The sequence below is a fragment of the Arthrobacter jinronghuae genome (assembly GCF_025244825.1).
Classification (GTDB): Bacteria; Actinomycetota; Actinomycetes; order Actinomycetales; family Micrococcaceae; genus Arthrobacter_B; species Arthrobacter_B jinronghuae.
Map to the genome: position 1 here is coordinate 531,629 of NZ_CP104263.1, position 12,571 is coordinate 544,199.

Here is a 12,571-nt window from a genome sequence, read left to right on the forward strand (position 1 = left end):
CGGCAGGGCAGCCCTGTGCCCGGCGACCCCAGGCCGCATCGGACATCTTTGTGTATCGGGTGCGGATCCCGACGGCACCGTTCGCTCCGATGAGGCCCTCAGCTGCCTGGCGCGTGACTGCAACACAGGCGCCCGGCAGGAGGACGAGGACAAGTAATAAGGGGATCAGGCCGCCAAGCTCCTCAGCCACGGTCTGCGGCTCCTGGGCGAGGCGGGACGCTCCTGTCGGGCGGCGTACTGCTCAAAACGTGCTCAAATGTTCCCGTAGTCATGCCATCGAATCTAACGCATAGGTCAGTCCCGCTGCCGGGACCAGGGTGACCTCCAGCGTGGGACCGGGGAGCATGGGGGCTGCCGTTCCCCTATTTGTTTTGTCACCGTTATTGTCAACAATCTGGTTGACGCGGTACATTCTTGTGGTGCAGACCACAGAAAAGTCCTCGGTGCCGGGTTCCATCCGCGGCAGTCAGCTCGGCATCCCCTGCTGGTTCATGCGGGGAGGGACCTCCCGCGGACCGTTCTTCCGCCGCGCCGACCTGCCCGCTGCCCTGCACGGCGAACGCCGGGACGAGGTGCTGCTTGCCGCCCTCGGATCCCCCCACCCCCTGCAGATTGACGGGCTGGGCGGCGGCAATCCGCTGACCAGCAAGGTGGGGATTGTGGACGTCAGCAGCCGGGACGGGGTGGACCTGGAATTCCAGTTCGCCCAGCTGCAACCAACTTCCGACACCGTTGATAGCACGGCCAACTGCGGAAACATGCTCGCCGCCGTCGTTCCGTTCGCCGTGGAGTCCGGCCTCCTTCAGCCCGGCGGGGATACCACCACTGCCCGGGTCCTGACGCTGAACACGGGCATGGTGGCCGAGATCAGCATCGCGACGCCGGCAGGGGACCAGGGCCGGTTTGTCGAGTACGGCGGGGATACGCGGATCGACGGCGTTCCCGGCACGGCGGCGGCCGTCACCATCAACTTCCTGGACACGGCCGGTTCCGTCTGTGCCTCCCTGCTTCCCACCGGCAACGCCAGCGACACGGTGGTTCTCGACGGCGGAGGTCCGGTCCGCGTCACCTGCATCGACAATGGCCAGCCGCTGGTGATGGTCCGGGCCGCGGATCTGGGCCGCACCGGCTACGAATCCGCCGCCGATTTGAACCGTGACGAAGAGCTGAAGCAGAGGCTTGAAGCACTGCGGCTCCAGTGCGGGCGTCTGATGGGGCTGGGAGACGTCACCGCCAAGAACTACCCGAAGATGACACTGATAGCCCCGCCGGCGCACGGCGGCACCATCACCACTCGAAGCTTCATCCCGCATGTCTGCCACGAATCCATTGGCGTGCTGGCCGCCGTCACCGCTGCCACCGCCTGCGTCATTGACGGCACCGTGGCACGGGAAGTCAGCACCGTTGCGGATGCCGGTGCCGGAGCGGACCTGACGGTTTCGGTGGAGCATCCTTCCGGTGAATTCACCGTGGAACTCGGGCTCGACCCGCAGGACCCCCAGCACGTCACCAAATCCGCGCTGCTGCGCACCGCCCGGCTGATCATGGCCGGCGAAGTTTTTGTCCCGCGCCGTCTCCAGGAGGCGGCAGCAACAGAGGAGAACACCCGATGATCATCGATTGCCACGGCCACTACACCACCGCACCGCCGGCCCTGGGCCTTTGGCGGGACCGGCAGATTGCGGCGCTCGCCGATCCCGGAACGGCTGCTCCGGACCCGGCGGACCTGGTCATCAGCGACGATGAACTGCGCGAAAGCATCTCCGCGAACCAACTGCGCCTGATGGACGAGCGCGGTATCGACCTGACCGTCTTCTCGCCGCGCGCCTCCTTCATGGCGCACCACGTAGGGGGCTTCGCCACTTCCTCCGCGTGGGCGGCCATCTGCAACGAGCTGTGCTTCCGGGTCAGCCAACTCTTCCCCGACCGGTTTGCTCCGGCCGCCATGCTGCCGCAGTCACCCGGCGTGGACCCGGCGTCCTGCATCCCGGAACTGGAACGCTGCGTCAACGAATACGGTGCCGTGGCGTTGAACCTCAACCCGGACCCCTCCGGCGGCTACTGGACCTCCCCTCCGCTGACGGACCGCTCCTGGTACCCGATCTACGAAAAGATGGTTGAGTACGGCCTGCCGGCGATGATCCACGTGAGCACCAGCGTGAATCCGGCCTTCCACACCACGGGCGCCCACTACCTCAACGCGGACACCACGGCGGTAATGCAGCTGATCCAGGGGGACCTGTTTACGGACTTCCCGGAGCTGAAGTTCGTTATTCCGCACGGCGGCGGCGCCGCGCCCTACCACTGGGGGCGCTTCCGCGGTCTGGCCATGGCACTGAAGAAGCCGCCGCTGGAGGAACACCTGCTCAACAACGTCTTCTTCGACACCTGCGTCTACCACCAGCCCGGCATCGACCTGCTGTTGGAGGTGATGCCCACCCGGAACATCCTCTTCGCCTCCGAGATGATCGGAGCGGTGCGGGACGTCGATCCAGGCACCGGGTTTAACTTCGATGACACCGGGCGGTATCTGGCTGCGGCGGGCCTGACCGGCGAGGAACTTGCCGATATCCGTGAGAACAATACCCGTGCCGTCTATCCGCGCCTGGATGCCCTGCTGACGCGGCAGGGCCATGAACCCCAAAGGAGCAGCACCCATGCATGAACTCGGAGTGGTCCACCGCAGCATCACCCGTGCCCCGCAGTCCGACGTCGAGGCTTTGGCCCCGTACGGCACCAGCACCGTGCACGAGGCCATGGGCCGGCTGGGACTGATGCGCCCCTACATGCGCCCCGTCTACCCCGGTGCCAAACTCTGCGGCCCGGCGGTGACCGTGCTGCTGCAGCCAGGGGACAACTGGATGCTGCACGTGGCCGTTGAACAACTCCAGCCCGGCGACGTGCTGGTGGCCGCCTGCACCACGGAGAGCGAAGACGGCTTCTTCGGCGAGCTGCTGGCCACTTCGGTGCGTGCCCGCGGCGGTGTTGGTCTGGTGATCGACGGCGGCTGCCGTGATGCCGCGGCTTTGGAAGAGATGGACTTTCCCGTGTTCTCGCGTGCCATCAACTCCAAGGGAACGGTGAAGGCGACCCTGGGTTCGGTAAACGTTCCGATAGTGTGCGCCAACGCCCTGGTGAACCCCGGCGACGTGGTGGTCGCAGATGTGGACGGCGTCGTCGTCGTTCCTGCCGGCCGTGCCGCAGAAGTGGCCGAGGCCTCCCGGAAGCGGGAGGACAACGAGGCGGCCAAGCGTGAACGCCTCGCCGCGGGAGAACTCGGACTGGACATGTACTCGATGCGGGGACCGCTGGAAGCGGCAGGACTGCGCTACATCGATTAGCCGATGGAGGGTGGTGCGGGTTGGAACTCGGTCCGCATCACCACCCGCCGCGGCGGAGACGGGAATCGACGCAGCTTACGGCAGCGGCGGAAGTACTCGCTTGAATCCGATGTGTGAGGCGTCAAAGCCCTGCCGCTGGTAAAAGCGGTGTGCGGACTCCCGCCGCGCATTGGAGGTGAGCTGGACCAACGTGGCGCCGTTCCGCCGGCCTTCGGCAACCGCCCAGTCCATCATGGCCGCACCGAGCCCGTTGGACCGGAGATCGGCCCGCACATGGACGGCTTCAACCTGTAACCGGGTTGCCGCGCCGAGAGCCAGGCAGGGGATCAGGGTCAACTGCAGTGTCCCCGCAATCTTCCCGGCTGAATCCTCGACCGCGGCCAGGAAGTTGGCCGGATCCGCGGCAATGGCAGCATAAGCGCGCAGATACGGCGCCAGGGGATTGGCGCCCGGCGTACCGGCAACGGCATCGGAAGCCGGCATGTCGGCCAGCAGCAGTCGAACGATCGGAGCGACGTCGTCGCGCTCTGCCCTGCGCACCCGGTAGGAGCCGCCGAGCAACGCGGCGGGATGGATTTCCATGCCCGCAGTCTTCCACATGCCCGCAAACGGGCTCCATCCATTGACCCGGCGGGCCGGGCGCGGGCAGGGTTAATGGACCGGATGACCGTTGCCGCCGTCAGGAGCCGTTTCTGCCTCGAATCCGATGCGGCACTCTTTCCCGGTACAGCGGCAGACTGTAGAGAGGCAGCTGTGGGCGAAAACCTCAGGCGGGTCCAAAGGATAGTGCAGGTGCAGTTCGGGGTTCCCGGGCCCCCGGACAGCTACGCCGAGACCTGCGCGCGGCTCGATGCGGCGATTGCTGCCACCGCGGCACGCCAGGACGTGCTGCGGAACCAGGTCCGCGCGGCATGGGAAGTGACGCGGCACTACAGTGCGGTCACGCGGTCCTACGAAACCCGGTTGAAAGCGTTGGAAGCCGTTGTAGCCGAGGAACGGCTGACCGCAGGCCACGCCGTCAGTCTCGCCGCTACCGCGCGCCGCATGCATGACCTGGCGGTACGCGTTGAAGCCACGGCGCGCCACCATTTTGAGGTTGTCCGTGCGAAGGAATCCCGTGTGGAGGAATTGATGCAAAAACTGACAAATTCGAAGTCGCAGCTGAAGCTGGCGCAAACGGCGGAGAACCACCGAAACCGGCTGCGTTCCCTCGAAGCGGCCATCGAGCAGGACCCGATGATTTATAACCGAAGCCGCTCCGACCACGAACTCCACGAGGCGGCCAGGCTCGCCCGCGAAGCAGAGGCATTGGCCGGGCTAAAGGGAGGCTGGTCCTGATGGCCGCGCAGATCCAACCGATACTGGTCACCATTCCGCTCAGTCCACGGCACCCGCACTCAGTGCGGACCATCGTGGGCCTGAGCGTGGCCGCCATGCTGTTCCTCGTTATGGGCGGCGGTGACCTGATTGCACTGCTTATCGCGTTCGGCTTCATTGTTCAGCCCGTCCAGGCAGTCACGGACAAACTGATCCGGTGGCCGCGGCAGGACCGCGCGGATGCTGAAGCCCTCACCCGAGTGGTCCGGGAGTACTTCTACAACGCGCCGGCGGTGGACGCCAAAGGCGTCCGTGAACTGGTAGCGAAGCGGCAGTTGCAGGTCAACGACGACGGCGGCGGGCAGCTGCGCCTGGCGCTTACCGGGCGGCGGAAACCTACCGCGGCGGGCAGCAGGCCCGAGGCCAGGCTGTCCTTCAAATGTGGCGACGTGGGGCTCATGGACTTCGACCGGCTGCTGCAGAACGCGGAAAGCGATCCACCGGTCCGGCGTGCAACCGACCGGATGCGCCGACCGGACACCGGGGCAGCCGCCTGACACGGCGCCGGGACGGTGTGTCCTGACACGGCGCCGGGACGGTGTGTCCTGACAGGGCGCCGGGGCGGCGGCAAGGTTTGTGCCCTGCGGCTGAGAACATAGAAGTATGCAGACACTCAGCCTCAAGGAAGCCACCGCCCTCGCAGAACAGGCAGCAGCCGTAGCCGAGGCCCATATTCCCTACGGCTCCGGGCTGGGTGCCCCCGCTTCCTTCACGCTTGCCTGGCTGATGTCCTCCGCCGGGCTGGAGGACGTGCGGGTGGCCAGCGGAAGCTCCGGCATGGGCGATCACTTCTGGGTGGAGACGGATCAGTGGCGCATCGACCCGACCCTACGCCAGTTCGCCCGGCTGAATGACCGTCCCCTGGTGGAACCGGTCAGCGAACCGGGCAACTTTGCCGCTATCAAATACCACGCCGTGCCCGGTTCCCGGCAGGAAGCGGTGCGGGAGGTCTCCTACGGGTTCCGGAACGCGGCCGAGACCGAGGACTTCGTCAACGAGATGGCTGCCGCTATCCGCCTCTAGCCCGGGACCCCCGTTCCGGCGAGCAGTTACTGCCCGAACTCTTCCCCGGCGAGAGCGATCAGCTCCTCCTCATTGGCCCTCACGTCCACCGGGCGTTTATGCGACAGACACCGGTTGGATGTGTAGAACCACAGGGCAATCCGCTCATCCGCCCAGCCGGCCTGGCGGCCCATCCTGACCACGTCCTTGACCGTGGGAAGAACCCGTTCGCTGCCCCAGTCGAACTGGAAACCCGGATACAGGAACTGCTCTCCCCGCTTTACAACAAGAATCCTCCCCTTCCCGGTGAGCTGCCGTGCCATCGAATTGGGGCCGCCGCCGAAGCCCAGCTGCTGGGCTATCTGCGCCACGGTGTACAGGCCGTCCTCACGTTCCATCGCCTGCCACTGCGTCTCCGGTCCTGCCGTATCGGCTGTCCCGGGGCTGCGGGAAGGACCCGGGGTCGGGGCGGAAGCGGGTGCCTGCCGCGGGGGAATGGAACTGTGTCTCTGGGTTTCGCGATCGCTCATGCCGCGCACGCTACCGCGGCGGCGGGAGCAGGGGCAGAGTAGTGACGGCATCCAAGGTTCGACGGCGGCCCGGCTCAGCTGCGGTGCACCCTGGCAGAACGCGTCCGCCGGAACATGGAAAACTGGAAGCATGCAGCCGTTCGACAAAGTCCAGCCCATCGTCCTGCTCGTGGACAAGACCGATCCAGCCGCCCACCGCGACGCCGTGGCCGCTGCCGCCGTCGCCAGCGTTCGGGCATATACGGCCACTGAGGACAGCGAAGCCTGGGAGAACTGGTTGTACGGCCGGTTTACGAAGACCGTCCGCCGGGCGAATCCGAGCACCTTCGGGAAGCTGGCCGCTGAAGCGCCGTCGGGAGCGGTGACAGTGGGCAGGGCGCAGGCCCTCGCCTTCGAACCGGTCACTTACGAGCAGATGCCCAAGAACCTCGCGAAGCTGCAGGTTTCCGGCACCCAGCTGCCGGATGAGGCCCCGGCGCCCTGGCCGGGAAACGCCCCGGTGATCGTCCTGAACGCGGACCTGGACATGTCCACCGGCAAGGCCTCCGCCCAGGCAGCGCACGCGTTGCTGTCCTGGTACCTGCAGCTGGACCCGTCCGCTCGACAGGCCTGGCAGCAAGCGGGGGAGCCTGCGGGAGTCCGCTTCACGGCCGGGAAGCTTTTCGCCGAGTCGGCCGCCCGCCCGGGAGCAGGACCTCTGATTGTCGACGCCGGGATGACGGAGATTGCTCCGGATACCGCGACGGCGTTCGTGGAGTCGGCCAGCTTCAGCCCGGCCGCCGGTTCGCCCGTCTGACACATGGGTCCCGGGTGCCCGCGCCGTGATAGAAAGACTCGGGTGAGCGACACCAAGGGGACACCGGCCAACACCACCGAGGGCGGCCGCACCCTGCCGATCTGGCTGGTCGGCATCGCCGTGGTTCTGGTCGCCGTCAATCTGCGCCCCGGGGCGTCTTCCGTCGGTCCGGTCCTGGCCGAGCTGCAGGCCGCACTGGACCTGGACGCCACCGCCGCCGGGGTGCTGACCGCGCTGCCGGGACTGACCTTTGCCGTGGTGGGGGCGCTCGCCGTCGCACTCTCACGCAAGACCGGAATCAACGGCGCCATTGTCCTGGCGCTGGGGGCGGTGGCCGCCGGACTGCTGGCGCGGGCGCTGGCAGGAAGCGCCGTGCTCTTCCTGATGCTTACCGTGCTTGCCTTCGCCGGCATGGCGGTGGGCAACATCCTCGTCCCCGCCTTCATCAAGCGCCACGGCGGGCGGCGCCTGGCGCTGCTGAACTCCGTCTATGGAACCACGCTGGCCCTGGGTGCCAGCCTGCCGCTGCTGCTGGGCGGCGTACTGGCGGGCAGCGGTCCGGCCGGCTGGCGGCTGAGCCTGGGAGTGTGGGGTGCCGCGGCCCTGGCTGCCTTTATGTTCTGGGCGGTCCTGGCACTGCGCACCGGGCGGGACCCGGTGGCTGCCGGCGGGCCGCGCGCAGCGAAGCGCACCCGGATGCGCTCGTCACGCACCGCCGTCGCCCTGAGCATCTTTTTCGGCGTCCAGTCCATGCACGCCTACGTCCAGTTCGGCTGGGCTGCGCAGATCTACCGCGACGCCGGACTGGAACAGGCGCATGCCGGGCTGATGGCCGCGATCATTGCCGGGCTTGGCATCCCGGGCGGCCTGATCATGCCCGTGCTGGTGGCTCGCTCGCCGCGCCTGCGGACCTACATTGTTGGCCTCGGTGTCTGCATGGCGGCCGGCTACAGCGGGCTGCTGCTGGCAGCGGACACACTGCCCTGGCTCTGGGCACTGTTCCTTGGCGTGGGCGGGTTCGCCTTCCCCGCCGCGCTGGCACTGATCACCGCCCGCTCCCGGGAACCGCGGGTCACCGCGCAGCTCTCGGGCTTCATCCAGCCCGTCGGCTATTTGCTGGCCGCCATGGGACCGTTCGCCATCGGCGCCCTGCACGATCTCTCCGGCAGCTGGACCCTGCCGCTGGCGCTCCTGATTGCCTCTGCCGCCGTGATGGTTGGTGCCGGCATCCGTGCAGCCGCACCGCGGTTCGTGGACGACGAACTGCAAGCGGTGCCGAAACGCCCGGTGATAGGTTCGTAAGGACTGGCACTACCGCTGGCACCCTGCTTGGACACGAGGAAGGCTTGCACATGAATAACCGTTTTGAGGGCAAAGTCGTCATTGTCACCGGCGCCGGATCCGGCATCGGCGAAGCAGCGGCGCGGGGCTTCGTTGCCGAAGGAGCCACCGTTGTCCTGACCGACACCGTGGCAGAGAAAATCACCGCCACCGTAGCTGGCCTGCCCGAGGGCACGGCCACGGCCGTCGTCGCCGATTCCGCCAACTGGGACGATGTCCGCAAGCTCGTCGAGGACACGGTGCAGCAGCACGGGCACCTGGACGTCCTGGTAAACAACGCCGGCACGCTGACCAACGGGCCGGTCGAAGAGACCGACGTCGAGGAATGGCACCGGGTCATTGAGACGGACCTTTCGGGCGTCTTCTACGGCACCAAGGCAGCGATCCCGCACCTGATCGAATCCAAGGGCTGCATCGTCAACACCTCCTCCGTCTCCGGCATGGCAGCTGACTGGAACATGAGCGCGTACAACGCGGCCAAGGGCGGGGTCAACAACTTCACCCGCGCGGTGGCCCTGGATCATGGCAAGGACGGGGTCCGCGTGAATGCCGTGGCACCGGGCCTGATCTGGACCGACCTGGTCGAGGACAAGAAGGACGACGAAGAGCAGAAGGCAAAGTTCGCCGAACGGATTGCCCTGGGCCGTCCGGGCCAGCCGGACGAGGTGGCGGACGCGATCCTGTTCCTGGCCTCCGACGCCGCCCGGTTCATCACCGGCGCGATCCTGCCCGTCGACGGCGGCACCACGGCCAGCAACGGACAGCCGCAGCAGGCCTAGGGGTCAGCCCCGCCCCGCGGAGGTCAGCGCAGGTGCGAGGCGCCGTTGACGTCGATCACCGTACCGCTGACCCACTCCGGAGCCGCCGTGGCGAGCCAGGCTACGGTCGCAGCGACTTCCTCCGGCTCTGCGACCCGGTTGAACGGACTCTGCGCCCGGATGGCTGCGCCGCTGGCACCCTCCAAAGCGGGGCGGCCCATCCGGGTGTCCACGAATCCCGGTGCGACGGCGGCGGAGAAGATCCCATGCGGCGCCAGCGCCACGGCAAGGGACTGGGTAAGGGAGTGCAGCCCGGCCTTGCTGGCGCCGTAGGCCGGGTTCTCCGGTTCCCCGCGGTACGCGCCGCGCGATCCCACATTCACCAGCCGTCCGCCCGCCGGACCCGCGGGCCGCTCAATCAGGTGCCCGGCCATCAGCCGGCAGAGGTTTGCCGGTGCCGTCAGGTTGATGTCGATGGTCTGCCGCCAGGCCTCCTGCCAATCGGCAAAAGATCCGGACGTCACCGGCTGGGCCCGAAAGATGCCCGCGTTGTTCACCAGGACGTCCAGGCCGCCGAGCTGGTCCACGGCCTCGGCGAAGACCCGTTGGCACTCCGCGGGGGAGGACAGATCCCCGACGACGACGGCGTGCCCCGCCCCGGGCAGCGCATCGGCAACCCGGCGGGCGGCGTCGGCGTCGTGTCCGGCGTGCACCGCCACGGTATAGCCGGCCTCTGCGAGGGCGGCTGCGATTGCTGCTCCGATGCCCCGGCCTGCGCCGGTGACCAATGCGTTTGTACTCATCGCCCGAGCCTACCCGCAGGCCCTACGGCACGGCGGAACGTGATGCCTCCAGAGCGCGGATCAGGGTGGCCGCGTCGTAGGGGCCGTGGTGCCTGCGGCGCCCGATGAAGAAGGTGGGAGTTCCGTGCAGGTCCATGGATTCGGCGTCCAGGGCATCGTCCAGCACGCGGTTGCTGACCTCCGCCGAGCGCAGGTCTGCTTCGAACCGGTCCATGTCCAGGCCCAGGCTCTCCGCCGCACGCAGCAGGTCTTCCGGGAGGAGGTTGTCCTGGTTCTCGAAAAGGTGCGCGCTGTACTCCCGGAAGTGCCCCTGCCGGCCCGCGGCCTCTGCAGCCTCGGCGGCCGCAACGGCATTGGGATGGACCCGGGACAAGGGCAGATGGCGCCAGACGTAGCGCAGGTCGGCACCGAAGTACTCGCGCACTTCCATGATGGTCCCCGTGGCCCGGCTGCAGAACGGGCATTCGTAGTCCCCGTATTCCACGAGGGTCAACGGAGCGTCTGCGGGTCCCACCACGTGGTCGCGGGCCGGATCCACCGGCCGGGCCAGCACCTCACCCGGGGGAACGGCAGGGCGCCGTCCTTCCACGGTCCGGAAGATGGCACTCCCCGCGGCGAACGCCAGAAGCGATCCGGCCAGGACCGCCACCCGTGCTTCGTTCTGCACTGCAGGGTCCTCGATGGCGAGGCCGATGATGAACAGGGCGATGGTGAATCCGATGCCGGACAGGGCGGCGCCGCCGGCGATGCGGCCCAGCGTCAGGCCGGGGCCGAACTCGCCGATCCGCAGCCGGTGCAGCAGCGCGGCAGCACCGAAAATGCCGATGAATTTTCCCAGAACCAGGCCGCAGACAATGCCCCAGGCCAGCGGGGAGCGCAGGGCTTGTTCCAACGTTGGCCCGTCCAGTCGCACTCCGGCGTTGGCGAGGGCGAATACGGGCAGGATCAGGTAATCCACGTACGGCGTGTAGGCACTGTGCAGGCGTTCGTTGATGGAGAGGGACTCCCGCACGCCGTGCACCGCAGCCCGGGCGTACCGGGAATTGGGCGACTGGCGGAATACACGGGTCAGCTCCAACGCATGTTCCACGTCCCGCCGGGCGGGCGGAAACACCGGGACCATCAGGGCAATGCCGACGCCGGCCAACGTCGGATGCACTCCCGATGCGTAAAAGGCCAGCCACACAAGGACTGCCAGCACGGCGTAGGCGCCGCCGCGACCGTACGGCAAGCGGCGGGTCAGTGCGACGGCGGCGAGCCCGGCGAAGGCCAGCAGCAACGGCACGGGTTGCAGATGTTCGGTATAGACCAGGGCGATGATGCTGAGCGCGGCAACGTCGTCGACCACCGCCAGGGTCAGCAGGAAAATCCGCAGCCTGCCGGGAACCCGAGGTCCTGCAACGGCCAGTGCACCCAGCAGAAACGCGGTGTCGGTGGAAATGACCACGCCCCACGCGGCGGCATTGTCCGTTCCGGCCGTGAACAGCAGGAAGACTGCGGCGGGCACGGCAATCCCCGCGGCCGCAGCGACCACCGGAATCACGGCCCGGGACCGGTTGGTCAACTCGCCCAGGGCAAATTCCCGCCGCACCTCGAGCCCCACCACGAAAAAGAACACCGCCATGAGCGCGTCATTGACCACTTCCCGGGCCGTCAACTCCAAAATCATGCTGCCGGCACGCACCTCGACGGTGGTTTCCCAGAAGTACTCATAGGAACCGGAAAACGGCGCATTGGCCCACAGCACCGCTGCGATGGTGGCCAGCAGCAGCAGTGCAGCGGGGCGCTTGTCCGCATCACCCCGGACGGTGGCAGCCATAGTGGCAATACGCTGCGGGCGGGCCGGCACCGCTACACCTGCGCGGGTACGGGCTGCACCAGCTTGCGGCGCAGGCGGCCGACCAGTTCGGAAGAGAGCCCGCCGGAACGCAGCACCGCGGCCGCGCCGCCCGCCCTGGAATCGAGGGTTCCCAGCATCGAACGCATGGCGGCCGGGTGGGCCGCCAGTACGGGATGATCCGCGGGGATGTCATAACCGCCGCTGAGCTCGGTCAGCCCCATCCTGCGATAGACCTCGGGAAGCCGGGCCTGGGTTCGGGCGTAATCCTCGACGACGGCCTCCGGTTCCGCACCCAGCACCACCAGCAGCGCTGCGGCGAACAAGCCGGTGCGGTCCTTGCCGGCGGCACAATGGAACAGCACCGCGCCGGGGGAGTCGGCCACGGCCTGCAGGCCGCGCACCAGCACCTCTTTCTGCGAGACGAAAATTTTGGCATACCACTGGCCCACCTGCTCGGGGGAGCGGACCGACTGCAGGAGCTGCCCCGCCAGTTCCGGCGGGGCGTCCATGGCATCGGTCAGCGGCAGGGCCAGATACTGCACCGGATGGTCTGCGGACGGGCCCCGTCCGGTGCGTTCCGCCTCGCCGGCGGAGCGCAGATCGATGATGGTGCGCAGACCCGCCTCCACGAGCTCGGCTACCTGCTCCGCGGTGGTGGTCGCGACGTCGTCGGCCCTGAGCACCAGGCCGGTGCGGATCTTTCCGCCGTCTACTGAAATCCCGCCCAGATCCCGCAGATTCGCCAGCGGCGCCGGGGCAGGAATGATGGGTTTCGGCATGGCA

Annotated in this window: 14 protein-coding genes; 9 read left to right on the top strand and 5 right to left on the bottom strand. The window is 67.7% G+C overall.

The window, feature by feature from the left end:
- Window positions 1-419 precede the first annotated feature (419 nt).
- Genes N2K98_RS02555 through ligK form a run of 3 tightly spaced genes read left to right on the top strand, consistent with a single transcriptional unit; the run spans window position 420 to window position 3,341 of the window.
- Entirely contained in the window at window positions 420-1,613 is a 1,194-nt protein-coding gene (locus N2K98_RS02555; protein ID WP_255865895.1) for a 4-oxalomesaconate tautomerase, read from the top strand.
- On the top strand, window positions 1,610-2,665 hold the full coding sequence (locus N2K98_RS02560) for an amidohydrolase family protein (RefSeq protein ID WP_255865896.1): 1,056 nt from the start codon (window positions 1,610-1,612) through the stop codon (window positions 2,663-2,665). Before N2K98_RS02555 ends, N2K98_RS02560 begins: the two co-directional genes overlap by 4 nt.
- A complete protein-coding gene (gene ligK / locus N2K98_RS02565; RefSeq protein WP_255865897.1) occupies window positions 2,658-3,341 on the top strand; it encodes a 4-carboxy-4-hydroxy-2-oxoadipate aldolase/oxaloacetate decarboxylase in 684 nt (227 codons plus the stop codon). Before N2K98_RS02560 ends, ligK begins: the two co-directional genes overlap by 8 nt.
- Before the next feature lie 75 nt (window positions 3,342-3,416).
- On the opposite strand, the gene N2K98_RS02570 is transcribed toward ligK, so the two are convergent.
- The gene (locus tag N2K98_RS02570; RefSeq protein ID WP_255865898.1) at window positions 3,417-3,923 is read right to left on the bottom strand and encodes a GNAT family N-acetyltransferase; all 507 of its coding nucleotides are present in this window, start codon (window positions 3,921-3,923) and stop codon (window positions 3,417-3,419) included.
- A 210-nt stretch (window positions 3,924-4,133) separates the two neighbouring features.
- Here N2K98_RS02570 and N2K98_RS02575 point away from each other — a divergent pair, with 210 nt between their 5' ends.
- The 3 genes from N2K98_RS02575 (at window position 4,134) to N2K98_RS02585 (ending at window position 5,741) form a co-directional block, all read left to right on the top strand.
- Window positions 4,134-4,679: a hypothetical protein gene (locus tag N2K98_RS02575; protein ID WP_255865899.1), complete on the top strand. Its 546-nt coding sequence runs from the start codon at window positions 4,134-4,136 to the stop codon at window positions 4,677-4,679.
- The gene (locus N2K98_RS02580; RefSeq protein WP_255865900.1) at window positions 4,679-5,215 is read left to right on the top strand and encodes a type 2 periplasmic-binding domain-containing protein; all 537 of its coding nucleotides are present in this window, start codon (window positions 4,679-4,681) and stop codon (window positions 5,213-5,215) included. The genes N2K98_RS02575 and N2K98_RS02580 overlap by 1 nt, the downstream gene beginning before the upstream one ends.
- Before the next feature lie 106 nt (window positions 5,216-5,321).
- Window positions 5,322-5,741: a hypothetical protein gene (locus N2K98_RS02585; RefSeq protein ID WP_255798216.1), complete on the top strand. Its 420-nt coding sequence runs from the start codon at window positions 5,322-5,324 to the stop codon at window positions 5,739-5,741.
- A 26-nt stretch (window positions 5,742-5,767) separates the two neighbouring features.
- Here N2K98_RS02585 and N2K98_RS02590 read toward each other — a convergent pair whose 3' ends face one another.
- Entirely contained in the window at window positions 5,768-6,250 is a 483-nt protein-coding gene (locus tag N2K98_RS02590) for a hypothetical protein (protein WP_255865901.1), read from the bottom strand.
- 130 nt (window positions 6,251-6,380) lie between these two features.
- Here N2K98_RS02590 and N2K98_RS02595 point away from each other — a divergent pair, with 130 nt between their 5' ends.
- From N2K98_RS02595 to N2K98_RS02605, 3 genes are read left to right on the top strand one after another with little or no spacing between them, the layout of a single operon-like run.
- Window positions 6,381-7,046, top strand: a complete 666-nt coding sequence (locus N2K98_RS02595; protein WP_255798218.1) for a peptidyl-tRNA hydrolase — start codon at window positions 6,381-6,383, stop codon at window positions 7,044-7,046.
- Between the two features lie 42 nt (window positions 7,047-7,088).
- Entirely contained in the window at window positions 7,089-8,348 is a 1,260-nt protein-coding gene (locus N2K98_RS02600) for an MFS transporter (RefSeq protein WP_255865902.1), read from the top strand.
- A gap of 50 nt (window positions 8,349-8,398) precedes the next feature.
- Window positions 8,399-9,166 carry an SDR family NAD(P)-dependent oxidoreductase gene (locus tag N2K98_RS02605; RefSeq protein WP_255865903.1) on the top strand — a complete coding sequence of 256 codons (768 nt, stop codon included), beginning with the start codon at window positions 8,399-8,401 and terminating at the stop codon, window positions 9,164-9,166.
- 23 nt (window positions 9,167-9,189) lie between these two features.
- On the opposite strand, the gene N2K98_RS02610 is transcribed toward N2K98_RS02605, so the two are convergent.
- The 3 genes from N2K98_RS02610 to N2K98_RS02620 are packed head-to-tail and all read right to left on the bottom strand — an operon-like array spanning window position 9,190 to window position 12,567.
- Window positions 9,190-9,948, bottom strand: a complete 759-nt coding sequence (locus N2K98_RS02610; protein ID WP_255865904.1) for an SDR family NAD(P)-dependent oxidoreductase — start codon at window positions 9,946-9,948, stop codon at window positions 9,190-9,192.
- A 22-nt stretch (window positions 9,949-9,970) separates the two neighbouring features.
- Entirely contained in the window at window positions 9,971-11,767 is a 1,797-nt protein-coding gene (gene nhaA / locus N2K98_RS02615; protein WP_255865905.1) for a Na+/H+ antiporter NhaA, read from the bottom strand.
- Between the two features lie 32 nt (window positions 11,768-11,799).
- Window positions 11,800-12,567 (bottom strand): tyrosine-protein phosphatase, encoded by a 768-nt coding sequence (locus tag N2K98_RS02620; RefSeq protein WP_255865906.1) that lies wholly within the window; start codon window positions 12,565-12,567, stop codon window positions 11,800-11,802.
- Window positions 12,568-12,571 lie beyond the last annotated feature (4 nt).